Source organism: Streptococcus sp. HMSC067A03 (assembly GCF_001814295.1).
GTDB lineage: Bacteria > Bacillota > Bacilli > Lactobacillales > Streptococcaceae > Streptococcus > Streptococcus constellatus.
In genome coordinates this window covers 58,660-81,298 of sequence record NZ_KV815643.1, presented here as the reverse complement: position 1 = coordinate 81,298, position 22,639 = coordinate 58,660, and the positions used below count along the sequence as shown (strand labels likewise).

The 22,639-nt window shown below is 38.6% G+C and carries 24 protein-coding genes and 1 riboswitch; of the genes, 22 read left to right on the top strand and 2 right to left on the bottom strand.

Annotated features, from left to right (window positions below; genetic code table 11):
* Window positions 1-87 precede the first annotated feature (87 nt).
* The 10 genes from tkt (at window position 88) to HMPREF2963_RS01950 (ending at window position 11,135) form a co-directional block, all read left to right on the top strand.
* The gene (gene tkt / locus HMPREF2963_RS01995) at window positions 88-2,064 is read left to right on the top strand and encodes a transketolase (RefSeq protein WP_070668338.1); all 1,977 of its coding nucleotides are present in this window, start codon (window positions 88-90) and stop codon (window positions 2,062-2,064) included.
* A gap of 92 nt (window positions 2,065-2,156) precedes the next feature.
* On the top strand, window positions 2,157-2,645 hold the full coding sequence (locus tag HMPREF2963_RS01990; protein ID WP_070668336.1) for a prolyl-tRNA synthetase associated domain-containing protein: 489 nt from the start codon (window positions 2,157-2,159) through the stop codon (window positions 2,643-2,645).
* 103 nt (window positions 2,646-2,748) lie between these two features.
* Window positions 2,749-3,084: a preprotein translocase subunit YajC gene (gene yajC / locus HMPREF2963_RS01985; protein WP_003070761.1), complete on the top strand. Its 336-nt coding sequence runs from the start codon at window positions 2,749-2,751 to the stop codon at window positions 3,082-3,084.
* Between the two features lie 134 nt (window positions 3,085-3,218).
* On the top strand, window positions 3,219-3,968 hold the full coding sequence (locus tag HMPREF2963_RS01980; RefSeq protein ID WP_070668333.1) for an isoprenyl transferase: 750 nt from the start codon (window positions 3,219-3,221) through the stop codon (window positions 3,966-3,968).
* 8 nt (window positions 3,969-3,976) lie between these two features.
* Window positions 3,977-4,780, top strand: a complete 804-nt coding sequence (locus HMPREF2963_RS01975) for a phosphatidate cytidylyltransferase (protein WP_048800662.1) — start codon at window positions 3,977-3,979, stop codon at window positions 4,778-4,780.
* Window positions 4,781-4,932: 152 nt separating this feature from the next.
* Window positions 4,933-6,204, top strand: coding sequence for a M50 family metallopeptidase (locus tag HMPREF2963_RS01970; protein ID WP_070668330.1), 1,272 nt, complete (start codon window positions 4,933-4,935; stop codon window positions 6,202-6,204).
* Between the two features lie 37 nt (window positions 6,205-6,241).
* Window positions 6,242-8,101 carry a proline--tRNA ligase gene (locus HMPREF2963_RS01965; RefSeq protein ID WP_070668327.1) on the top strand — a complete coding sequence of 620 codons (1,860 nt, stop codon included), beginning with the start codon at window positions 6,242-6,244 and terminating at the stop codon, window positions 8,099-8,101.
* Between the two features lie 282 nt (window positions 8,102-8,383).
* A complete protein-coding gene (locus HMPREF2963_RS01960; protein WP_070668324.1) occupies window positions 8,384-9,022 on the top strand; it encodes a CPBP family intramembrane glutamic endopeptidase in 639 nt (212 codons plus the stop codon).
* A gap of 62 nt (window positions 9,023-9,084) precedes the next feature.
* Entirely contained in the window at window positions 9,085-10,395 is a 1,311-nt protein-coding gene (locus tag HMPREF2963_RS01955; RefSeq protein ID WP_080749313.1) for a bifunctional folylpolyglutamate synthase/dihydrofolate synthase, read from the top strand.
* A 54-nt stretch (window positions 10,396-10,449) separates the two neighbouring features.
* Window positions 10,450-10,539: riboswitch (THF riboswitch) on the top strand.
* Window positions 10,540-10,574: 35 nt separating this feature from the next.
* Entirely contained in the window at window positions 10,575-11,135 is a 561-nt protein-coding gene (locus HMPREF2963_RS01950; RefSeq protein ID WP_006269984.1) for a folate family ECF transporter S component, read from the top strand.
* Window positions 11,136-11,507: 372 nt separating this feature from the next.
* On the opposite strand, the gene HMPREF2963_RS01945 is transcribed toward HMPREF2963_RS01950, so the two are convergent.
* Window positions 11,508-11,840: an HIRAN domain-containing protein gene (locus HMPREF2963_RS01945; RefSeq protein WP_070668321.1), complete on the bottom strand. Its 333-nt coding sequence runs from the start codon at window positions 11,838-11,840 to the stop codon at window positions 11,508-11,510.
* Between the two features lie 416 nt (window positions 11,841-12,256).
* Window positions 12,257-13,321 carry a glutamyl aminopeptidase gene (gene pepA, locus HMPREF2963_RS01940; RefSeq protein WP_037598138.1) on the bottom strand — a complete coding sequence of 355 codons (1,065 nt, stop codon included), beginning with the start codon at window positions 13,319-13,321 and terminating at the stop codon, window positions 12,257-12,259.
* 119 nt (window positions 13,322-13,440) lie between these two features.
* Between pepA and HMPREF2963_RS01935 the strand changes: the two genes are divergently transcribed.
* The 12 genes from HMPREF2963_RS01935 (at window position 13,441) to HMPREF2963_RS01880 (ending at window position 22,628) form a co-directional block, all read left to right on the top strand.
* Complete coding sequence (locus HMPREF2963_RS01935) at window positions 13,441-13,728, top strand: DUF4651 domain-containing protein (RefSeq protein ID WP_037598135.1); 288 nt, start codon at window positions 13,441-13,443, stop codon at window positions 13,726-13,728.
* On the top strand, window positions 13,725-14,042 hold the full coding sequence (locus tag HMPREF2963_RS01930; RefSeq protein WP_003070744.1) for a thioredoxin family protein: 318 nt from the start codon (window positions 13,725-13,727) through the stop codon (window positions 14,040-14,042). The genes HMPREF2963_RS01935 and HMPREF2963_RS01930 overlap by 4 nt, the downstream gene beginning before the upstream one ends.
* A gap of 21 nt (window positions 14,043-14,063) precedes the next feature.
* Complete coding sequence (gene ytpR / locus HMPREF2963_RS01925; protein ID WP_070668318.1) at window positions 14,064-14,690, top strand: YtpR family tRNA-binding protein; 627 nt, start codon at window positions 14,064-14,066, stop codon at window positions 14,688-14,690.
* 71 nt (window positions 14,691-14,761) lie between these two features.
* A complete protein-coding gene (locus HMPREF2963_RS01920) occupies window positions 14,762-15,157 on the top strand; it encodes a single-stranded DNA-binding protein (protein ID WP_070668315.1) in 396 nt (131 codons plus the stop codon).
* Between the two features lie 300 nt (window positions 15,158-15,457).
* Window positions 15,458-16,444: a sugar ABC transporter substrate-binding protein gene (locus HMPREF2963_RS01915; RefSeq protein ID WP_003070738.1), complete on the top strand. Its 987-nt coding sequence runs from the start codon at window positions 15,458-15,460 to the stop codon at window positions 16,442-16,444.
* Window positions 16,444-17,757 carry a sensor histidine kinase gene (locus tag HMPREF2963_RS01910; RefSeq protein ID WP_003070736.1) on the top strand — a complete coding sequence of 438 codons (1,314 nt, stop codon included), beginning with the start codon at window positions 16,444-16,446 and terminating at the stop codon, window positions 17,755-17,757. Before HMPREF2963_RS01915 ends, HMPREF2963_RS01910 begins: the two co-directional genes overlap by 1 nt.
* A complete protein-coding gene (locus HMPREF2963_RS01905; RefSeq protein WP_003070735.1) occupies window positions 17,750-18,433 on the top strand; it encodes a response regulator transcription factor in 684 nt (227 codons plus the stop codon). Before HMPREF2963_RS01910 ends, HMPREF2963_RS01905 begins: the two co-directional genes overlap by 8 nt.
* The gene (locus HMPREF2963_RS01900; protein ID WP_070668312.1) at window positions 18,430-19,716 is read left to right on the top strand and encodes an ABC transporter substrate-binding protein; all 1,287 of its coding nucleotides are present in this window, start codon (window positions 18,430-18,432) and stop codon (window positions 19,714-19,716) included. The genes HMPREF2963_RS01905 and HMPREF2963_RS01900 overlap by 4 nt, the downstream gene beginning before the upstream one ends.
* 246 nt (window positions 19,717-19,962) lie before the next feature.
* Window positions 19,963-20,397: a PTS sugar transporter subunit IIA gene (locus tag HMPREF2963_RS01895; protein WP_003070731.1), complete on the top strand. Its 435-nt coding sequence runs from the start codon at window positions 19,963-19,965 to the stop codon at window positions 20,395-20,397.
* Between the two features lie 23 nt (window positions 20,398-20,420).
* Entirely contained in the window at window positions 20,421-20,915 is a 495-nt protein-coding gene (locus tag HMPREF2963_RS01890; RefSeq protein WP_003028529.1) for a PTS sugar transporter subunit IIB, read from the top strand.
* Between the two features lie 32 nt (window positions 20,916-20,947).
* Window positions 20,948-21,796 carry a PTS mannose/fructose/sorbose/N-acetylgalactosamine transporter subunit IIC gene (locus HMPREF2963_RS01885; protein ID WP_003028530.1) on the top strand — a complete coding sequence of 283 codons (849 nt, stop codon included), beginning with the start codon at window positions 20,948-20,950 and terminating at the stop codon, window positions 21,794-21,796.
* A gap of 1 nt (window position 21,797) precedes the next feature.
* Complete coding sequence (locus HMPREF2963_RS01880) at window positions 21,798-22,628, top strand: PTS system mannose/fructose/sorbose family transporter subunit IID (protein ID WP_049481530.1); 831 nt, start codon at window positions 21,798-21,800, stop codon at window positions 22,626-22,628.
* The last annotated feature ends 11 nt before the right edge of the window (window positions 22,629-22,639 follow it).

The following is a 22,639-nucleotide window of genomic DNA, read 5'->3' as shown; positions in this document are numbered from 1 at the left end:
TAATAGAGGATGGAATGTTATCGTTTTCCAAATGATTAATAGCGTATCTTTGTTAAAGATAAGTGCTTATATAAAAAGGAGAGTTCAATGTCAAATTTATCTGTCAATGCCATTCGTTTTTTAGGAATTGATGCCATTGAAAAATCAAAATCTGGTCACCCAGGTGTTGTCATGGGCGCAGCTCCGATGGCTTATGACTTGTTTACCAAGCAAATGCGCATCAATCCAGAAGTGCCAAATTGGATTAATCGCGATCGTTTTGTTTTGTCAGCAGGGCATGGGTCTATGTTGCTCTATGCTTTGCTTCATTTATCAGGTTTTAAAGATGTCACAATGGAAGAAATCAAGAACTTCCGTCAATGGGGTTCTAAAACGCCTGGGCATCCCGAATTTGGACATACTGCTGGTGTAGATGCGACAACTGGTCCACTTGGTCAAGGAATTTCTATGGCAACTGGTTTTGCACAAGCAGAACGTTTTTTAGCAGCAAAATACAATCGTGAAGGCTATAATATCTTTGACCACTATACGTATGTTATCTGTGGTGATGGGGATTTGATGGAAGGTGTATCTAGCGAAGCGGCTTCTTACGCTGGTCTGCAAAAATTAGATAAACTCATCGTTCTCTATGACTCCAACGATATTAATCTGGATGGAGAAACCAAGGATTCCTTTACAGAAAGCGTTCGGGCACGTTATGATGCTTATGGTTGGCATACTGCTTTGGTTAAAGATGGGACAGACTTAGAAGCAATCAATGCAGCGATTGAAGCTGCAAAAGTTTCTGGCAAACCTTCCTTAATTGAAGTGAAAACAGTGATTGGTTATGGTTCACCAAACAAACAAGGGACTAATGCCGTTCATGGAGCTCCTCTTGGTGCAGAAGAAGTAGCCGCTACTCGTACAGCTCTTACATGGGATTACGAACCGTTTGAAATTCCTGAAGAAGTCTACGAAGATTATCGGGTCAATGTAGCAGAGCGCGGGAAAGCTGCTTATGATGCTTGGGTAAAACTTGTTGAAGCATACAAACAAGCCTATCCTGACTTAGCTGATGAAGTAGCTGCTGTTATTGCGGGACAAGATCCAGTTGAGATCAAGCCAGAAGATTTCCCAGTAGTAGAAACAGGTTTCTCGCAAGCTACTCGTAATTCTAGTCAAGATGCTTTGAATGCAGCAGCTAAAGTTCTTCCAACTTTCCTTGGCGGATCTGCTGACCTAGCTCATTCTAATATGACTTATATCAAAGAAGATGGCTTGCAAGATGATGCCCACCGCCTTAACCGCAACATTCAATTCGGTGTGCGTGAATTTGCTATGGGAACGATTCTGAATGGTATGGCACTTCACGGGGGACTTCGTGTTTATGGTGGTACATTCTTTGTTTTCTCAGATTATGTTAAAGCAGCAGTTCGTTTGTCAGCTCTTCAAGGTTTACCAGTGACCTATGTCTTTACCCATGATTCGATTGCAGTCGGTGAAGATGGACCTACTCATGAACCAATTGAGCATTTAGCTGGACTTCGTGCTATTCCGAATCTCACTGTTTTCCGTCCAGCGGATGCGCGTGAAACACAGGCGGCTTGGTACTTGGCACTGAAAAGTAAAACAACTCCAACGGCGTTGGTTCTTACTCGTCAAAACTTGACTGTTGAAGCTGGAACTGACTTTAACAAGGTAGCAAAAGGCGCTTATGTGGTGTATGAAACAGTAGGTGGTTTTGATACAATTCTTCTTGCATCTGGTTCTGAAGTCAACTTAGCTGTTGCAGCTGCAAAAGAGTTGGAAGCACAAGGGGAAAAAGTTCGCGTTGTCAGTGTACCATCAACAGACATCTTTGATGCACAAGACGTTGCTTACAAAGAAGAAATTCTACCAAATGCAGTCCGCCGCCGTGTTGCCATTGAAATGGCTGCAACCCAATCTTGGTACAAATATGTTGGACTTGACGGTTCTGTTATCGGTATTGATAAATTCGGTGCTTCTGCTCCAGCAGCTAAAGTAATGAAAGAGTATGGTTTCACAGTTGAACATATCGTTGAGGTTGTGAAAAACTTGAAATAAAATCTCGAAAATCGAGGTGAGATTGCCTCGATTTTTTGTTTGTGAAAGTGGTATAATAAAAGCAGGAAACCTCTTACATAAGGAGCGAATAAATGACAAATGAAGAAAAGATTTATCAAGTATTGGATGATTTGCATATTGCTTATGAGCGTCTAGATCATGAACCAATTTCTTCAGTGATTGAAGCGGCTGAAAAAGGAATTGTTTTGCCAGGACAGCAGGTGAAAAATCTCGTGTTGAAAAGTAAAAAAGGACGACAATTTTATTTAGTCATTTTGCGCGACGAGAAAAGAGCAAACATTAAACATTTGGCAGAAGTCTTAGATGAAAAACGGTTATCTTTTGCTAATGACAAGGAACTAGAGGAGATTTTGCAGGTAGAGCCAGGTGCAGTCACACCTTTTGGGCTGCTTTTTGATAAGGAAAAGAAAGTTCAGCTTATTGTGGACGAGGAAGTCGATCCTAGTTTAACCGTTGGTTTTCATCCATTTGTAAATAGTACCACGCTCAACATTGCTTATAGCGATTTTCTTCGTTTGTTGGAAAAAACAGGTCATGAAGTAAAGAGAGTGAATTGCTAATCTCAGCCTTGAGATAGAGTTTTGTACAATCAATGGAACTGTCTTGTAAATCTCTTTAAAATCTGCTATAGTAGATAATATATGAAATCTAAAGGAGACTAAAATGGGTAACGGTTTTTCAATTTTAATTATGTTGGTTGTGATGATGGGCTTGATGTTCTTCATGCAACGTTCTCAAAAGAAACAAGCAGATAAACGAATGGAAAGCTTGAATAAATTACAAAAAGGATATGAAGTCATTACAATTGGTGGTTTGTATGGTACGGTTGATGAAGTCGATACTGAAAAGAAAACAGTTGTCCTTGATGTAGATGGTGTTTACTTGACGTTTGAATTAACTGCTATCAAAACTGTATTGCCGCTGACAGAGGGAATCACAGCAGTTGCAGGAGCTGATGGAAGCGTTGAAATGTCAGAAGATTCAGCTATTGAAGAATAAAATAGCAATTACAATAATGCAGAACAGCCTTTCGGCTGTTTTGTTCGTTTAGGGACAAAAATAGGGGTCAATTGCGCATATCCATAGGATTTATGATATAATGAAATGTAAAACTTTATTAGGAAAACAAGCAGATGTTTAGTTTTAAGAAAAAAGAAAAAATTGAAGTTCCATTACAGATACCAAAACATATCGGTATCATTATGGACGGGAATGGTCGTTGGGCTAAAAAGCGCATGCAGCCGCGTGTTTTTGGACATAAGTCCGGTATGGAAACATTGCAAAATGTTACGATTGCAGCCAAAGAATTGGGTGTTCAGGTGTTAACAGTTTATGCGTTTTCTACAGAAAATTGGTCTCGTCCTCAAAAAGAAGTCAGTTTTATCATGAATTTGCCTGTTGAATTTTATGGTCGTTATGTGCCTGAGTTGCATCGAAATAATGTCAAAATTCAAATGATTGGAGATACAGAACGTTTGCCTAAGGCAACTTATGAGGCGCTTTGTAAGGCGGAAGAATTGACGCGGCTCAATACAGGCTTAATCCTCAATTTTGCCCTGAATTATGGCGGTCGGGCTGAAATTGTTCAGGCTGTTAAAATGATTGCTCAAGATGTGTTAGATGCTAAATTCAGTCCGGGCGAGATTAATGAAGAAATGATTGCTAACTACTTACAAACCAGCAATCTACCTCGCTTGTTGCGTGATCCGGATTTGATTATTCGGACAAGTGGTGAAGTGCGTTTAAGTAATTTTTTGCCTTGGCAAAGTGCATATAGCGAGCTGTATTTTACAGATATTTTATGGCCAGATTTTAATGAAAAAGCATTGAAAGCAGCTATTGAGGAATATAGTAAACGAAATCGTCGATTTGGCGGTGTGTAGGAGAATTTATGGATAAAGATTTACAAAGACGTGTGATTTTTGGAGGCATAGCACTTGCTATCTTCATTCCGATTTTGATGATGGGAGGGCCTCTTCTGCAAATTGGTATGGGACTTTTAGCTATGCTAGGTGTTCATGAATTGCTACAAATGAAAGGACTTAGGACAACCACTTTAGAGGGTATTTTAGCCATGTTGGCTGCTTTTGTGCTGACTATTCCACTCGAAAATTATTTGAAATTTTTGCCGGTAGATGGAAACGTGGTGGCTTATAGTTTAGTTGTTTTTATATTGTTGGGCTCAACTGTTTTAGGGAAACATTACAGTTTTGAAGATGCCGCTTATCCGATTGCTGCTAGTTTTTATGTAGGGATTGGTTTCAATGCCTTGCTAGATGCGCGTATAGCTGGTTTTGATAAAGTACTACTGGCTCTGTTTATTGTCTGGGCAACTGATAGCGGAGCTTATTTGGTCGGGCGAAGATATGGTGTGCATCGTTTAGCTCCTCATGTTTCTCCAAATAAAACCGTAGAAGGTAGTCTGGGAGGGATTGTTTCAGCAGTCCTAGTGACATTCATTTTTATGTTGTTTGATAAAAATGTTGCTGCACCTCATCACCTCCCCATCATGCTTCTTTTTGCTGTATTCTTTAGTATTGCTGGTCAATTTGGAGATTTGGTAGAAAGTGCGATTAAACGTCATTTTGGAGTCAAAGATTCAGGTAAATTTATCCCAGGTCATGGTGGTGTTTTGGATCGTTTTGACAGTATGTTGTTCGTCTTTCCCTTGATGCATTTCTTTGGATTATTCTAATGAGAAAGCCGAAAAGAATTTCCAGAAATGGAAATTTTCTTTTGCGAGATGTATAATGTAAGCAAAACTTAAGCAAAATGGAGTATCCTTGTTTTGCTATAAAATAAAATGAAGGAAAATCATTACTATGAGAACGTAGAAAGGTTGGTGTAATGCAGTCAGGTATTATAGGAATTATCACCTTTATCATTATTTTTGGAATTATTGTTGTCGTTCATGAATTTGGACATTTCTATTTTGCGAAAAAATCAGGCATTTTGGTACGCGAGTTTTCCATTGGAATGGGTCCAAAAATTTTTGCTCATATTGGCAAAGATGGAACAGCATATACTATTCGGATGTTACCGCTAGGTGGCTATGTTCGTATGGCAGGCTGGGGTGATGACGCAACAGAGATTAAGACGGGAACACCTGCTAGTTTGACTTTAAATGAAGCAGGTAAGGTCGTCCGAATCAACCTTTCGGGCAAGAAAATTGATCAAACCGCTTTGCCGATGAATGTGACGGGCTTTGATTTGGAAGACAAGCTGGAAATCACTGGTTTGGTACTAGATGAACAAAAGACCTATGCGGTTGACCATGACGCAACAATCGTAGAAGAAGACGGCACAGAGGTTCGGATTGCTCCGCTTGATGTGCAGTATCAAAATGCTAGTTTAGGCGGGCGCCTCATTACCAACTTTGCAGGACCGATGAACAATTTCATTTTGGGGATTGTAGCATTTTTGCTGTTGATTTTTATGCAGGGGGGCGTTGCAGACCAGCATACAAATCATGTTCGTGTCTTACAGGGGGGCGCCTTAGCTCAGGCTGGTGTAAAAAACAATGACCAAATTTTAAAAGTTGGTCAAGCAGAAATCAAGAATTGGTCGGATTTGACCCAAGCTGTTCAGTCTGAGACGAAAAACAGTAAAGGGCAGTCAGAACTAAATGTGACTGTTAAAAGCGGAAATAAAGTTCAAGAGCTGACAGTTAAGCCTAAAAAAGAGCAAGGTAGATATTTATTAGGGGTGATGCCGGGCTTGAAATCGGATTTTCCGTCTATGATTGCGGGCGGATTTAGCATGGCTTGGAACGCTAGCTTCCGCATCTTTGATGCTTTAAAAAATTTAATTTTCCATCCAGACATCAATAAACTGGGCGGTCCTGTGGCGATTTACAAAGCCAGCAGTGAAGCAGCTAAAGGTGGAATTGAAAGTGTTATCGCTTTATTAGCTATGCTCTCTCTGAATATCGGCATTTTTAATCTCATTCCTATCCCGGCGCTTGACGGTGGAAAAATTGTGCTCAATCTGCTTGAAGCCATTCGTCGTAAACCATTAAAGCAGGAAACAGAAACCTATGTCACGTTGGCAGGTGTCGCTGTTATGGTACTCTTAATGATTGCGGTGACCTGGAATGATATTATGAGAACCTTCTTTTAAAAGGTGAATTCTAAATAATAAATAAAAGGAAGAATTTATGAAACAAAGTAAAATGTTAATCCCAACACTGCGGGAAATGCCTAGTGATGCGCAAGTCATTAGTCATGCCTTGATGTTGCGGGCTGGTTATGTCCGTCAAGTATCAGCAGGTGTTTATTCTTATTTGCCCTTAGCAAATCGTGTGATTGAAAAAGCAAAAAAAATCATGCGGGAAGAATTTGAGAAAATTGGTGCAGTCGAAATGCTGGCTCCAGCACTTCTTAGTGCCGATCTTTGGCGTGAATCTGGTCGTTATGAAACTTACGGTGAAGATCTCTATAAATTAAAAAATCGTGAAGGTTCAGATTTTATCTTGGGGCCAACTCACGAAGAAACATTCACCGCAATTGTACGGGATTCTGTCAAGTCTTATAAACAGCTCCCGCTCAATCTATATCAAATCCAAGCCAAATATCGTGATGAAAAACGTCCTAGGAATGGTCTTTTGCGGACACGTGAATTTATCATGAAAGATGGTTATAGCTTCCATGCCAATTACGATAGCCTAGACGTGACTTATGATGAATACAAGACGGCTTATGAAAATATTTTTACTCGTAGTGAGATTGAATTTAAAGGTATTATCGGTGACGGTGGTGCCATGGGTGGAAAGGATAGTCAAGAATTTATGGCCATTACACCTGAACGGACAGACCTCAGCCGTTGGGTTGTCTTGGACAAGTCAGTCGCTAGCTTTGATGAAATTCCAGCTGATGTGCAAGAAGCCATTAAAGCTGAATTGACAAGTTGGTTGGTGTCTGGTGAAGATACTGTTGTGTATTCAAGCGAGTCAAGCTATGCTGCAAATTTGGAAATGGCAACAAATGAATACAAACCAAGCAATCGTGTCGTGGCAGAAGAGGAATTGACTCGTATAGAGACCCCGGATTGCAAGTCAATTGATGAAGTCGCTGCTTTTCTTCATGTTGATGAAAGCCAAACAATTAAAACGTTGGTTTATATTGCTGATGAGAAACCGATTGTAGCGCTTCTTGTTGGGAATGATCAACTGAATGAAGTCAAGCTGAAAAATTATCTAGGTGCTGATTTTTTTGAACCAGCAAGTGAAGAAGAAGTTCGTGAATTATTTGGAGCCAACTTTGGTTCTCTTGGACCTGTTCATCTTCCAGAAGATGTTCAAATTATCGCTGATCGCAAAGTAGAGGACGTTCGAAATGCGGTGGTTGGTGCCAATGAAGACGGTTATCATTTGACCGGTGTTAATCCGGACCGCGATTTCACAGCAGAATATGTGGATATTCGCGAGGTGCGTGAAGGAGAAATTTCACCAGATGGACAGGGTATCTTGAAATTTGCACGTGGCATTGAAATTGGACATATTTTTAAATTAGGAACTCGTTATTCAGAAAGTATGAATGCGGCTGTTTTAGATGAAAATGGTCGTGCAGTTCCTGTTGTAATGGGCTGCTATGGTATTGGTGTCAGCCGTCTCTTATCAGCTGTTATGGAGCAACACGCACGTCTCTTCGTCAATAAAACACCAAAAGGAGACTATCGCTATGCTTGGGGAATCAATTTCCCGAAAGAATTAGCACCGTTTGATGTGCATCTAATCCCTGTAAATGTCAAAGATGAAGAAGCTCTTGCTTTGACAGAACAACTAGAGGCAGAACTAGTCAAGGCTGGTTATGAAGTCTTAACAGATGACCGCAATGAGCGTGCTGGTGTGAAATTCAGCGATAGTGACTTGATTGGGCTACCAATCCGTGTGACTATCGGGAAAAAAGCTGCAGATGGAATCGTTGAAGTTAAAATCAAAGCAACTGGTGATACGATTGAAGTCAATGGAGAAAATCTTCTTGAAACTCTTGAAATTTTAGTGAAGAAAAATGATTAAATAGGTCCGAAACAAGAACTAAATTATAATTCAAAAAATAGGCACAATCTTAATTTGACTTATAGTCCTAAAGAGATTGTTTCTATTTTTATTTTTTAAATGAACACTTTGTTTCAATTTATTAAAAAAACTGTTGTGGGATAAAGATGGACTGTTAAGAAAATTCTTATTTTACTTTATTTCATTTTCTCCTATTTTAGGTATAAAAGATAACCTTTTAGGGTATTTCCTGGTAAAATCGTTGAAATTTTTTATACTAAAAAGGTAGAAAAAGGAGTTAAAATGAAAAACATAAAAAATATTCTTCAAATGAGCTTGCTGATCGTTCTAACACAGATTACCTTGGTATTGTTGACGACACCTTTATCCAAATCGTTAACCTTTCAGCAGTCCAGTTTTGTATTTTTGTTCATTTTGTTTTTTTGTGGACTACTTTATTTTCGTTATTTTTCCAGAGAATTAACCGATTTTAAATCAGAGATATTGGTTGCTCGTTACTGGCCCTTACTACATTTTTCCTATCTTATGATGGTATTTATCAATGCGATAGGAGCTTATCTGATGATTGTAGAAGGTTTGGCAGAAGTCTCAGAAAGTCAGAAATTGTTTATGAGTCTTTTCATTCACTCCTCTCTTTTTTTACTAGGTGTTGATGTAGTTGCGCTTGTTCCTGAAGTGCGATCCTATGTTGTTCGCTTTCTATTTTTAAAAGGTCAAGCACGAGCGAGTTTTATTATAGGAAGTCTGATATTTATCGTTTTACGAAATCCAGCTGATTTGGTATGCTTTATCATTTATACAGGTTTGGGGTTATTGCTTTCTTTTGTTATTCCAAAGTCAAGTCTTCGTTTAGAATTCTCTGTTTTTAGTCATTTAGTGCGTAATAGTGTTTCTCTTATTTTCTTGCTGATTTTTTGGTAAATCTTTTTGTAGAAATCTCACTTCTATGATAAAATGAGAGCATTATAGATTGGATAAGAAAGATGATGAAAGAAAAAGAAGAACAACACTTAGAATGGTTGCAGCAGCATCAAACAACAGAACCACATTTGGGCTTAGAAAGAGTGAGGCGGCTTTTAGCATTGCGGGGGAATCCGCATTTGCAAGTATCGGTCATTCATGTTGCCGGTACCAATGGAAAAGGATCAACAATTGCGCATTTACGTCAGCTTTTGCAAGCAAAGAAGCTACGTGTTGGAACGTTTACATCACCTTATCTGATGTCTTATAATGAACAAATTGCCATCAATGGAGTGTCTATTTCTGACCAAGATTTTCATTCTTTATTGCAAACCTATCAGGGCTTATTAAAAAAACAGGCAGATGATACGATTTTACAGGAAATAACAGAGTTTGAAATTATCACAGTTTTGGCTTATGAGTATTTCCTTCAGCAACAGGTAGATGTGGTTATCATGGAAGTAGGGCTAGGTGGTTTATTGGACAGCACCAATGTATGTCAACCGGATTTAACAGCTATTACGACAATTGGACTTGATCACACGGCAATTTTAGGAACAAGCTTAGCAGACATTGCAGAGCAGAAAGCCGGTATTATCAAAGAGGGTGTGCCGTTGGTGACAGGAAAGATTGCTTCCGAACCACTAGCAGTTATTCACAATAAGGCTCAACAACTTCAGTCTCCTCATGTTTGTTATGGGCAAGACTATCAGGTGGAGCTTGTGCAAAGTTCGGCAGAGGTAGAAGAATTCTTGTTTTCAAACGCATGTAGGCTGAAAGAAGGCTATCAAAGTGCTCTTTTTGGTGTTCATCAAGTTGAGAATGCGGGATTGGCACTTGAATTGTGCGATCACTATTGCTACTTGAAAGGTTTGCCGTTGTTAAGGCAAGATGAGATAAGACGGGCATTGAAACAAACGTATTGGCCTGCTCGTTTGGAAAAAATTTCAACTGCACCTTTGATTTTTCTAGATGGTGCACACAATCCTCATGCAATGAAAGCACTGATTGCTTCTATAGAAAGCCATTTTCCAGATTATCAAAAAAAGGTTTTATTTTCTTGTATTCAGACAAAAGATGTACAAGAAATGATTGCTTTGTTAAAAGAGGTTCCACAAGTACAATTATTACTAACTTCATTTGCTGATGCACGAAGTTTTTCAAAAGAAGAGATGCAAGGTTTGGCAAAGAATGAAAAGCTTGCCTTTGTTAATTGGGAGCATTATTTAACACAGTATCAAAGAGATGAACACGAAGAGAAAGAGCTGTTGCTTATCACAGGCTCTCTTTACTTCCTTGCAGAAGTCAGAAAATATCTACTGAATGATAGATAAAAAATAATTTTCTAACTAATTAAAATATGATAGAATAAAAGAGCAATTCATTTGCACAGAGTAAGTGGTCTGCGTTAAGTGTGTATGGATGGGATGTTGCCATACAACGAAACTTTTGTGCGGTAGGCCATTGCATCCGCTGTCGATCAGACGGCTCCCGAATAGAAAAGGAGCGAACTATGAAAAAGAATTCGCCTAAGTTGTCGGTGCAACTTTTGGTTGCCCTTGCTATGATTGTGGCTCTCTGCTTTGTGTTGGAGAAGTTCTCAGTCTTTGTTATTCCTAATTTATGGAAGCTAAGCCCTGCCTTTATTAGCTATACCCTTATGGGAACGATTGCTGGTCCATTATTGTCTGGTCTGGTTTCTGCTATTTACGATGTAGCCTCTTTCTTTTTTGTAAATCAAGGACATCCATTTATTATCTGGTTTACATTGATTGAAGCGCTGCAAGGTATGCTCTATGGTTATTTCTTTTATGGAAAAGAATTGAAAGTAGAGCGCAAGAAAGACTGGTTGTGGGTTACATTAGCCACATTAGCTATTATGGGAGTGGGAACATTTACATTGATACCACTAGTTCTACATTTGCAATATAAGGTACCATTTTTTGCTCTATATGCAGCTCGGGCTTGGTCAGTTTTTGAAATTCCTTTACGAGTATTTGTGACGATGCTCATTGTTCCGCAGCTGCAACGGATTCCTGAGTTTCGTAAGTTGATGGGCTTAAACAATAAGTAAAAATGATGAAAGCAGAAAAAGGCTGGGACATCACTGTCCGCAGCCTTTTCAAATGTAAATTTATAACCTAGCTTATTTTATATTCAATAAAATATAATATGATATGATTGTATTGTTAGAAATCTAAATATATTAGGTTTAGAGGCATTCTTTTTTATATCTTAAAATCGGCAAACAATTACAGAATATGAAGTTTGGTAGAGGGAAATTCGGGGCTATATGCGCAATAAAAGCGTCCGAAACTGGGGGGAAAGATCGTTATGAATTTGAATGCTTATGTTATATATATCTTTGTGTGCCCTAAAGATTGGTCAAGGACTTCCATAGGTACGCTCTACGCTCGCAGCGGCCAAAGTTGAGCGTGGGGATTTTTTACTCGTAAAACTTATAAAAGATTATAAAGTTATAATCTTTTTCGTCCCACCAATTGGGCTCAGCAGTTGCTATGCATTTGTATTTATCAGGTTCGTGGAGCATTTTTCTTAATTTTCTTAATTGTTTTCTTGGTACATATCCAATGAAAATATCAAAAATATAAATTTTAATAGCATAATGGTCGTAAGGATTAGTTGGTTCTGGTTCAAAACGGACTTCATTTGTCTTTTCATTTTTAGAGTCACAAATGAAGTTATAGGCTTTTCTAGCATCTTCTTTTCTATATTCCGTACCAGCTACAGCTGTAAATGTTCTATAAATTTCTTTCATACTCTCTCCCCGTATTTTTATTTTACTGAAAAAAACGAATTCACCAGAATCCACAATATAAATATTGTAAAAACAACTGCTAAACACCCACAACCAAACACACAACCATCTTCGTCTGTCCCGAAAGTAGTTTTATTATAGATTTTATTGTACAATGCTCGCTCTGGGTCGTTTGCGAATCCTGTGCTTTTTTTCCATATAACGGATTGGTGAGACTTCTCGTAGAACGTGTGAGTTTTCCTGTTGTGCGACTGCTTACACGTTTACTTAGATTAGGTGTTCTAAAACCTTTTTTCACAATATCCTTTTCCTTTTATTTTTCAAGAAATTTTATAATCTCATCTAGCCTGTCTGCAACTTTATCTAGCTTATCGCTAATAAAAGCAAATAAAGTGTGAAGCGGTTTTCACAAAGTATTAATAACCTTGGATCAAATCAACAGTTGAGCGATCCAACTTCTTAACCAGAGCTTGTAAGAAAGCTTGAGCTTGGAGAAAGTCGTCCATTGCATAGAGCGTTTGATGAGAATGAATATAGCGTGCACAGACACCGATAGTAGTTGAAGGTACGCCGCCATTTTTCAGATGTGCTGCACCTGCATCAGTACCGCCTTTGCCACAGTAGTATTGATATTTGATACCTGCCTCTTCTGCGGTTGTCAAAAGGAAGTCTTTCATATTTGGTAGCATGAGATGTCCTGGATCGAAGAAACGAATTAAGGTTCCTTCTCCGATGGCACCTTGATCGCCATAAATGTCACCAGCCGGAGAACAGTCCACCGCAAGGAAAACTTCTGGGTCAAATTTAGTCGTTGAAACATGAGCACCACGTAAGCCAACTTCTTCTTGGACGTTTGCCCCAACATAAAGTTCGTTGTCAAGTTTTTCTCCAGCCAGAGCTTGAACTAGTTCACTCACCATGAGAACACCGTAACGATTATCCCAAGCTTTAGAAATGATATTTTTGCCGTTGACTGTGAGGATAGCGGAACTGTCTGGCACAATCGTGTCACCGGGACGAATCCCGTAGCTTTCAGCTTCCGCTTTGTCAGCAAACCCACCGTCAAAAACGATGTCTTCAATCCTTGGTAGACTTGGTCCACCTGTTCCACGTGTCAAATGCGGTGGAATGGAGCCTGAAATAACAGGAATTTCGTCTCCTGTATGAGTAAATAATTTAAAGCGTTGGCTGCTGACAACCAGTGGATTCCAACCTCCGATTTGAACGACTCGGAAAGTTCCGTCTGCTCTGATTTCACTCACCATGAAGCCAACTTCGTCCATGTGTGCAGCAACGAGTATACGTGGCGCATCAATAGCTTCTGAATGTTTCACTCCGAAAATGCCTCCTAGGCCGTCTGTTACGACTTCGTCCACATGAGGGGTGATTTTTTCACGCAAATAATCACGAACAGGCGCTTCGTGCCCTGAAATAGCAGAGATTTCTGTCACTTCTTTAATTTTTGAAAATAATTCTGACATCATTAACCTTCTTTCTGCTCTTATTTTATCATTTTCTATCATAGTTGGGTAGCGTTCAAAGATAAAAAACAATAGTGTTTCGATTTGTCCCAATTTATCTTTTGTGTTAAAATATTGTCATGAAAGCTAAAAAGATTCTATTAACAACGGCTGCACTTGCGGGAGTAGGGATTGCAGCTTATGCTACTAAAAAAACGTTGGATGAACGAAAAGAAGCTGAGCAGCGTGAGCAATTAGTTGCTGACATTCGGAAAAGGTTATCTGAATTAGGTCCAATTGCTACACTGTATGTGCAATTATATAAGTCAGATGAACACCAATTGGTTGGTGGTGTGGTGTACGAAGATGATCGGCACTTTACATTTGTGTATGAAAATGGCGAATTGAGCTATGAGGAAGAGCAATGATGATTCCAGCAACTATCGAAGAATTAGCAACATTAGTAAATCGTGAAGGAAAAACTGTTTTCCTTTTCACAGCTGACTGGTGCGGAGATTGTCGTTTTCTAAAACCATTGCTGCCTGAAATCGAAGCAGAAAATCCCGATTTTACCTTTGTTGAGGTTAATCGTGATGACTATATGGAAGTTGCCAAAAAATGGAATATCTATGGCATTCCTAGCCTGGTAGTCTTAGAAAATGGGCAAGAAATTGGTCGTTTTGTTAATCGAGAGCGAAAAACGAAGATGCAAATCAATGAATTTTTAGCACAGTTAGTATGAATTGTATATAGTGGAGGAACAATGATTTTTACATATAATAAAGAGCATGTTGGTGATGTGTTGATGGTGATTGTTGCAGACAGTCAAGATGCTAAGTTATCTGCTGAACGCAAAGGTGATGTGGCGCGTGTCTATCGCCAAGATACTGGAGAAACGGTTGCTTGGAATATTTTTGGGGTTTCCAATCTTTTTAATATCACTGATCGCGGACAAGTTTTCCTGACCGATGAAGAAATTTCAATTCTTAACCAAGAATTGAGTCAAGCAGGTTTTGAGCCAGAATTAGTCAATGACCTTACTCCAAAATTTGTAGTGGGTGAAATTGTTGAAATGGAAGCACATCCGGATAGTGACCATCTCAATATTTGTCAAGTAAGAGTCGCAGCAAAAAAAGTAATTCAAATCGTAGCAGGAGCGCCTAATGCTAAAGTGGGTCTGAAGACGATTGTGGCATTACCTGGTGCTATGATGCCAAAAGGAAACTTGATTTTTCCTGGTGAACTGCGTGGAGTAGCGAGTTTTGGTATGATGTGCAGTCCTCGTGAGTTGCAACTGCCAAATGCCCCACAAAAGCGCGGAATTATTGAATTAGCAAGCTCAGAAGTAGTAGGAACAGCTTTTGATCCAATCAAACATTGGCAAGAATAAGTACAAATTAATCGTGGATTTTCACGATTTTTTCTTTTTTCTTACGAATAAATAGTTAGGAGGAAAAGAAAATGTATAATAAAGTAATTTTAATTGGTCGCTTGGTTAATACACCAGAGTTAAATAAAACAGCTAATGATAAATCTGTGGCGCGTGCAACGCTTGCTGTTAATCGCCGATATAAAGGACAAAATGGCGAGCGAGAAGTGGATTTTGTAAACGTCATTGTTTGGGGCAAATTAGCCGAAACCTTAGCAAGTTATGCAACAAAAGGAAGCTTAATTTCTCTTGATGGAGAACTTCGTACTCGCCGTTATGAGAAAGACGGTGTGACACATTATGTAACAGAAGTGCTTTGCAACGGCTTCCAGTTATTAGAAAGTCGTGCCCAACGAGCTCTTCGTGAGAATAATACAGGTGCAGACTTGGCAGATTTGGTTCTAGAAGAAGAGGAATTGCCGTTTTAAATAAAAATAAGGTAGGCTGGACAACATCCAGTCTACTTATTTCTAGTTAGAGAAAAAACTGTTAACATTTTGTGCTTTCAACAACGTACGAAAAATATGCACAATATAGAAACCAACAATCTGAAAAGATGTTGCATTTAGTTTCAACTTGAGTCTAAAAACAAGAAAGTGAGAGGGATTTTTCAAGTTTTTCACACTTCTTTTTCTTGTCGAAGTTTTGTTTTTTTGTATAAATATAATATAATAAACCTAGCTAAAACAGAGTTTTCTGTTTAAGATTGCTGTTGATAAGGAGAAAAAATGAGAGCAGGTAAAGGAAAAAAGCAATATCGCAATTGTCGTAAATATCTATTATTTTCTCTATTAGTTTTTGTTTTGACGGGCTTAGTTTTTCTCTATGTAAAGGGAATTTCATCAGATAGTAAACAGGTCAAGATAGGAGCAACCTATATGACGATGAATAATGATTTTTATAAAACTTTAAATGCGGAGATTGAGAAAAAAACGAATCAACAGGGCAATCGGCTTTATGTGCGAGACCCAGAACTAGACGAAGACAAGCAAAGCCAGCAGATTGATTATTTTGTTCAAGAAAAAGTGAATGTCATTGTCATTAACCCTGTTAAATGCGATAGTTCAAAAATTATTGCATCTTTGAGGAAAGCTAAAAAAGCAGGTATTAAAATTATTGTTGTAGATGCACCGATTAGTAAGGAAGCCAAGGTTGATACAACTATTGTATCTGATAATTATCAAGCAGGCGTGTTAATCGCAAATGATATGATGAAACGATTATCAAGTGCGAAGATTTTACTGTTGGAACATCGTAATGCAGTGTCTGCGATGGACCGAATTCAAGGATTTTTAGACACGATTAAAGGACATCCTGCTTATCAGGTGGTCTCTGAGCGAGAGACATTGGGGCAAACAGAAGAAAGTATGCCTCAAGTAAAAAAAGCCCTGAATGAAGGGATGCAATTTAATGTGGTCATGTCTTTAAATGATCGTGCAGCTATCGGAGCTCTTGCGGCTATAAAAGATCAAGGTGTGACAGACAAGATTGCAATCTATGGCGTAGATGGCTCACCTGATATTAAAAATTTCTTGGCAAATACCAATGATATTCAAGGGACGGTTGCTCAGTCTCCGATTCAAATGGGCAGAAAGGTGACAGAAGTGATTGAGCGCATGATGAAACATCAAGCTTACAAAGAGGAATATCTCATTCCTGTTCATTTAGTAAATAAAGAGAATATCGCTCAATATACAATTACAGGGTGGCAATAATGAGACAAAATAGAAGTATCTTTTATAGCAAAATTGCTTTGATGGTCATCAATTTTATTGCCATTGTTTATAATGCCTCTATTTATCTTTTTGCAACGAATTATGTAGTGGCAAAAGGATATGCTCATTCACTGTTAGGACGTTTAGATGCTATACCAGGATCGCCGAGTTTTAGCTTTTGGATGTCTATTGCTTTTTATGCTTGCTTATTGTTGGTTTTTTATTACCGTGAGAAGCATCCAAATCAGCTATCCGTTTATGATAAAGTAACTATTATTGAGATTTTGCTGATGTTAGTTATCTTTTCTGTCTTGCATTCTTCTTATAATGGTCTGATTCTCTTAGTTTTTGCAGATATTTTTTATGGTTCCAAAGAATTTAACACCTCAAAAGATCGGAAATACTGGTTTTCCTTTATCATTTTGAGTTTTACCATGTTGCTCTTATCCAACTATGATTTAATGTCGCTTTTTGTCAAATTGCCTTCGTTAGATACTTATATTCGCTTTTGTCCAGAATCGATTCGCATGGCTCTCCTTTTTGGAAAGAATTTTCTCTTTTCACTGAATCTAGTTGTCTTTATGATTTCTCTACTATTCTATATTTTATCTGCGATGACCGAAAAACATCATATTGAAGAAGAGCTACGCATGGCCGCACAAGCCAATCGCGAGTTGAATAGTTATTTAGCCTTATCTGAAAAAATCGCAGAAGACCGTGAAAGAAAGCGAATCGCTAGAGAAATTCATGATACGCTAGGGCATGCTTTGACAGGGATTTCTGCGGGGATTGATGCAGTTAAAGTATTGGTGGATATTGACAAAAATCGTGCTAAGGAACAGTTAGAAAATGTTTCTGTAGTTGTACGGGATGGTATCCGTGATGTGCGAGGTTCACTCAATAAAATGCGACCTGGTGCTTTAGAAAATAATAGCTTAAAGGAAGCGTTGTTCAAAATTATTCGAGAATATGAAGCCATTTCTAATTTGGAAATTCATTTTCGCTATGAATGGGCCACAATTGATTTGGATATTGCAAAAGAAGATATTGTCTTTCGGGTGATTCAAGAGTCCATTACCAATTCGGTACGGCATGGGCATGCCAAAACGGTTTGGATTGAGTTATTAGAAGAAGAGAATTATATCATGACTATACAAGATGATGGAGTTGGTTTTGACGAGCTTCACTATGGTTATGGTCTAAAGCAAATGCAGGAACGCCTAGCGATTATTGGCGGTAGTGTCCATTTTGAAAATCGTAATGGCTTTTATACCTATATTAAAATTCCGAAAATAGGAGGAAAGAATGATTAAAGTTTTAATTGCAGATGATCAGGCCTTGATTCGTGAGTCTTTACAGATTGTTTTATCGGCACATCCAGATATTGAAGTAGTGGGAATAGTCGGAGATGGCAAAGAAGTGCTTGACAAACTGCATCATGTACACCCTGATGTGATTTTAATGGACATTCGAATGCCTGTTATGGACGGTGTTCTCTGTACAAAGGCAGTTAAAGAACACTATCCAGATATCAAAATTATTATTCTAACAACTTTTGATGACGATGATTTCATTTTTTCTGCTTTAAAATATGGTGCTTCTGGTTATATCTTAAAAGGAGTCTCTACTGAAGAATTGTATCAAGCTATTCAAACGGTTTACAAAGGCGGAGCTATGATTAATCCGAACATTGCTAGCAAAGTGTTTAAAATCTTTTCACAAATGGCGCAGTCGAATTTTGCCATTTCTGTTGCGGAAGAAAATGTAGAAGATATGAGTCAGACTGAGTGGAAGATTATCCAACAAATTGGTTTTGGAGTTTCAAACAAGGAAATTGCAGCGAAGTTGTTCTTGTCTGAAGGGACTATACGGAATTATTTATCTGGCATCTTATCAAAGCTAAACTTACGTGACCGCACGCAATTAGCTATATGGGCTGTACAGACAGGTGTTACCCAGCGTGATTTTAATAAGGACAATGACAAATGAAGTGGCAATTTCGATATATGGTAATTTTAATCTCAAGCCTTCTTCTAGTGGCTCTGGGCTTTGTTTTATGGACATCTACTCAGAAGAAAATTTTGCGAATCGGAGTTTATGCTGGTAGTAGCTGGGATGTCCCAAATAGCCGTGAAAATAGAATATTAGACAATATTATTCGACAATTTGAAAAGTCACATCCACAAGTTAGAGTGGTCTATGAGAGTGGTATTCCTAAGAAAGATTACGACGGCTGGCTAGCTGAAAAAATTTTAAAAGGGGAACAGCCAGATGTGTTTATGGTGCCTGAAAATGATTTTTCGATGTTAGCGGCTTCCGGGGCTTTCAAATCCTTAGACTCTTTACTTAGCAAAGATGAAGTTGCCGCTTACTATCCAGTTGCTTATCAAGCCGGACAATATCAGGGGCACAGCTATGCTTTGCCGATTGAAAGCAATCCTGTCATGATGTGTGTCAATAAGGATTTACTGGAAAAGGAAGGAGTTTCGATTCCCGATTCTAATTGGACTTTAGAAGACTTGTATGCGATTTGTCAAAAAGTCACAAAGGACACAAACGGGGACGGTCTGATTGACCAGTATGGTATTACGGATTATACCTGGAAGCAGGCCTTAGTAGCTTATAATGGTCATCTGAGAAATCAAAGTGGTGTCAATGTTGATAGCGCAGAAATGCATCAAGCGTTGTCCTTTATCAGCAAATTAACTTCATTGAATCAACGGTACAAGGTAACATCAAATGATTTTGATGAAGGCAAGGTTGCTTTTTATCCTATGAGTTTGGCGCAATATCGAACTTATAAACCTTATCCTTATCATGTAGCAAAATATTCTAGATTTTCTTGGACTTGTATTCCCATGCCAGCTGCTAAAGCAGGCATTCCTGCAACACAAGTGAAAACATCCCTTTTTGCCATGTCTTCAAAGACAAAACAAGATAAATTAGCTTGGGAATTTATGAAATTATTGTGTCAAAATCAAAAAACTCAACAGAATTTATTTGAAAAGTCGCAAGGAACATCTGTCTTGCTATCAGTTGTTAAAAGCAGTCAGACGAAAAAGATTTTACAAGCAGATGATTTTGGTCTGAATTCATTGACTTCTCAAAGATTGGATCATATGATGAAACATTCTGTCTTAGATATTAGTCGAGAGGTGGATTATCATTCTCTGGAACGCATTGATCACTTACTTGAAAATGCTCTTAAGAACAATGAAATCGACAGTCGCTTGCCAAGTATTCAAAGAGAAATGGAAGAAACAGGCAAATAGAAGTTTAACAGTATTAAAAAGAAAATAGCTAAGTGAGTATTGAACTGTGCCCCAAAAGTTAGATTTTTGAGTCTAACTTTTGGGGCGCAGTTCAGCTCAAAGTTGGCTATTTTTTATTTTTGAAAATCTAGATGACAAATGTCACATTTTAATTAACAATTGTCATCTTTACAAAGTGACATTTGACAATATGAAACCGGTTCCAGCTTTAGTAAAATAAAGACAGGAAATGAAGGAGGAAAGAACATGAAATATCTGGTACTAGTCAGTCATGGTGGACTAGCAGAAGGAGTACAAAGCTCGCTTAAGATGTTTGCTGGTGATAAGACAGATCAAGTCATTGCAGTAGGATTAAAAGAAGGCAAGTCTGTTGATGATTTTGCTCTTGACTTTCGGCAAGCATTATCCGGTCTTAGTGTAGAAGATACGGTTTTGGTATTAGCAGATATTGTCGGAGGAAGCCCTTTGACAACAGCTTGCAACGTTTTAGCGGAACTTGACAAGTTAAATACTGCAGTCGTACTTGGTGGTCTCAATTTAACAATGGGACTCACAGGTTTAGTGATGAAAGATATGCTAGAAGGAAAAGAATTGACACAAGCCATTCTCTCAGAAGCCTCTGCAGCATTGCAAGAATTTGATGTGACTTCTAGTGACGAAGAGGATGAAGACGATATTTAAAGAGTGTAAAAAGGAGATGTATCATGACAATTTCATTTGTGCGTATTGATGACCGTATGATTCATGGTCAAACAGTAACTCGCTGGGCAAAGGAATATCCTTGTGACGGTTTAGTTGCGGTCAATAATGCTGCAGCAGGAAATGCAGTTTTAAAGCAAGCCTATAAAGCAGCTTCTGATAAAAAAACATTTGTTTGGACAAAAGAAGCATGGAAAGAAAAATCACAAAAGGTATTGGATTCCGATAGTCGCTATTTCTTGATTACTAAAAATCCAATTGATATGAAAGAAATACTAGTTGATCAAGGTTTTGTGCCTGGTGATATCAAAGAAATCATCGTTGGTCCAGCTAATGATCGTCCGGGCGCTACTAAATTGGGAAACAATCAATCCATTACACAGGAAGAAGCAGAAGCACTTGAAGCAATTCAAAAAGCTGGTTATAAAGTAAAATTCCAACTCTTACCAGATGTGTCTATTGGCTATTGGGACGATTTCAAGTCTAAATTCGGTTTTTAATAAAATATAATAAGCATTAAGGAGGCTTTATTATGACAATTTCGTGGTTTCAAGCCGCTTTATTAGGGTTATTTGCCTGTCTATCATCCATGCCTGGCCTAGGTGGTACATCCATTGGTAACTATACTCTTGGACGCCCACTTGTAGGTGGTCTCGTTTCAGGACTGATCCTAGGAGATGTGAAATTAGGTATCATCTGTGGGGTTGCGATGCAACTTGTTTACATCGCTTTGGTAACACCTGGCGGTACTGTTTCAGCTGACGTTCGTGCGGTTTCTTATATTGGGATTCCTCTGGCAATGGTTGCTATTCAATCACAAGGACTGTCACTTGACTCTGCAGATGCTGCTAACTTGGCTAAATCAATGGGAACACTCGTTGGTACAGTCGGTACAGTTCTTTTCTATGGTACAGCTACTATGAATCTACTTTGGCAACATATTGGCTGGAAAGCTGTTGAAAAAGGTGAATTTAAACGCTTATATGTGGTAGACTGGGGCTTCCCATGGATTTCCCATTTAGTATTCTCATTCTTGCCAACGCTTATTATGTGTAAATTAGGTGCTGATGCTGTTACTGCTTTAAAAACAGCTCTTCCATTGGATGGTATTCCAATGAAAACCCTCTTTACGGTCGGCTCTCTCCTTCCATGTGTCGGAATTGCCATCCTCTTGAAACAAATCGTTGAAAAAGCTGTTGATTTCATTCCATTCTTTGTTGGCTTTACTTTAGCAGCTTCATTAGGACTTAACCTTGTATCTTGTGCAGTCATTTCATTAATCTTTGCAGTATTATTCTATGAAATTCAAATGGCGAAAAATGTAAGAGCACAAGCGGCTGCCAGTGCAAGTTTTGATGATGACGATGAGGAGGATATTTAAAATGGTTAAATTAACGAAAAAAACATTAGGAAAATCTTTTCATCATTGGTATTATGGGAACTTAACTTGCTTCTCACAAGAACACATGCAAACATTTGGTTATTTGTCTTCAATGTTGCCAATTGTGGAAGAATTATATTCTAAAAAAGAAGATCAAGCAAAAGCAATGCACACCTACACCGCATTCTTTAACACGGAGCCGCAATTAGGTGCATTGATTGTAGGGATTACAGCAGGTTTAGAAGAAGCGCGTGCGAATGGGGCTGATGGAGTAGATGATGAAACAATCAACGGTCTTCGTGCTGGTCTCATGGGACCTGTTGCAGGAATTGGTGATTCACTGATTGTTGGTACCTTGATTCCGATTATACTAGGTATTGCTCTCGGTTTGTCAAATGGTGGCTCACCACTTGGTGCGATTTTCTATATCGTGGTTTGGAACTTGCTCGCCTACTTTGGTATGAAATTCGCCTACTTTAAAGGGTACGAACTAGGAGATAAAGCAGTTGAATTTCTTGTAGGCCCTCAAGGACAAGCTATCCGTAAGTCGGTGTCTATCATTGGTGGTATGGTCATCGGTGCGGTTGCAGCGACATGGGTACCTGTTAAGACAGCTTTCAAATTGAAAGATTCTTCAGGGAAAGCCTTCTTGGTTTTACAAAGCCAATTAGACGGTGTTTATCCAGGTTTATTGACAGCTTTGTTTATCGTCTTTTGCTGGTGGTTAATGGCTAAGAAAAATCTCTCACCTATCAAAGTAATGTTGCTTCTTGTAGTAATTGCTTTCCTTGGTGTATTGGTTGGCTTCTTCAACCCAGGATTGAAATACTAAATAGGAGAAAA

Excerpts from the sequence above, each read along its gene's own strand:
- HMPREF2963_RS01885 (WP_003028530.1), top strand. The coding sequence starts at position 20,948 with ATGACAATTTCGTGGTTTCAAGCCGCTTTATTAGGGTTATTTGCCTGT.
- HMPREF2963_RS01930 (WP_003070744.1), top strand. The coding sequence starts at position 13,725 with ATGATGATTCCAGCAACTATCGAAGAATTAGCAACATTAGTAAATCGT.
- HMPREF2963_RS01895 (WP_003070731.1), top strand. The coding sequence starts at position 19,963 with ATGAAATATCTGGTACTAGTCAGTCATGGTGGACTAGCAGAAGGAGTA.
- HMPREF2963_RS01880 (WP_049481530.1), top strand. The coding sequence starts at position 21,798 with ATGGTTAAATTAACGAAAAAAACATTAGGAAAATCTTTTCATCATTGG.
- HMPREF2963_RS01970 (WP_070668330.1), top strand. The coding sequence starts at position 4,933 with ATGCAGTCAGGTATTATAGGAATTATCACCTTTATCATTATTTTTGGA.
- tkt (WP_070668338.1), top strand. The coding sequence starts at position 88 with ATGTCAAATTTATCTGTCAATGCCATTCGTTTTTTAGGAATTGATGCC.
- HMPREF2963_RS01935 (WP_037598135.1), top strand. The coding sequence starts at position 13,441 with ATGAAAGCTAAAAAGATTCTATTAACAACGGCTGCACTTGCGGGAGTA.
- HMPREF2963_RS01990 (WP_070668336.1), top strand. The coding sequence starts at position 2,157 with ATGACAAATGAAGAAAAGATTTATCAAGTATTGGATGATTTGCATATT.
- HMPREF2963_RS01955 (WP_080749313.1), top strand. The coding sequence starts at position 9,085 with ATGATGAAAGAAAAAGAAGAACAACACTTAGAATGGTTGCAGCAGCAT.
- HMPREF2963_RS01975 (WP_048800662.1), top strand. The coding sequence starts at position 3,977 with ATGGATAAAGATTTACAAAGACGTGTGATTTTTGGAGGCATAGCACTT.
- HMPREF2963_RS01965 (WP_070668327.1), top strand. The coding sequence starts at position 6,242 with ATGAAACAAAGTAAAATGTTAATCCCAACACTGCGGGAAATGCCTAGT.
- HMPREF2963_RS01910 (WP_003070736.1), top strand. The coding sequence starts at position 16,444 with ATGAGACAAAATAGAAGTATCTTTTATAGCAAAATTGCTTTGATGGTC.
- HMPREF2963_RS01915 (WP_003070738.1), top strand. The coding sequence starts at position 15,458 with ATGAGAGCAGGTAAAGGAAAAAAGCAATATCGCAATTGTCGTAAATAT.
- yajC (WP_003070761.1), top strand. The coding sequence starts at position 2,749 with ATGGGTAACGGTTTTTCAATTTTAATTATGTTGGTTGTGATGATGGGC.
- HMPREF2963_RS01920 (WP_070668315.1), top strand. The coding sequence starts at position 14,762 with ATGTATAATAAAGTAATTTTAATTGGTCGCTTGGTTAATACACCAGAG.
- HMPREF2963_RS01980 (WP_070668333.1), top strand. The coding sequence starts at position 3,219 with ATGTTTAGTTTTAAGAAAAAAGAAAAAATTGAAGTTCCATTACAGATA.
- ytpR (WP_070668318.1), top strand. The coding sequence starts at position 14,064 with ATGATTTTTACATATAATAAAGAGCATGTTGGTGATGTGTTGATGGTG.
- HMPREF2963_RS01960 (WP_070668324.1), top strand. The coding sequence starts at position 8,384 with ATGAAAAACATAAAAAATATTCTTCAAATGAGCTTGCTGATCGTTCTA.
- HMPREF2963_RS01945 (WP_070668321.1), bottom strand. The coding sequence starts at position 11,840 with ATGAAAGAAATTTATAGAACATTTACAGCTGTAGCTGGTACGGAATAT.
- pepA (WP_037598138.1), bottom strand. The coding sequence starts at position 13,321 with ATGTCAGAATTATTTTCAAAAATTAAAGAAGTGACAGAAATCTCTGCT.
- HMPREF2963_RS01900 (WP_070668312.1), top strand. The coding sequence starts at position 18,430 with ATGAAGTGGCAATTTCGATATATGGTAATTTTAATCTCAAGCCTTCTT.
- HMPREF2963_RS01905 (WP_003070735.1), top strand. The coding sequence starts at position 17,750 with ATGATTAAAGTTTTAATTGCAGATGATCAGGCCTTGATTCGTGAGTCT.
- HMPREF2963_RS01950 (WP_006269984.1), top strand. The coding sequence starts at position 10,575 with ATGAAAAAGAATTCGCCTAAGTTGTCGGTGCAACTTTTGGTTGCCCTT.
- HMPREF2963_RS01890 (WP_003028529.1), top strand. The coding sequence starts at position 20,421 with ATGACAATTTCATTTGTGCGTATTGATGACCGTATGATTCATGGTCAA.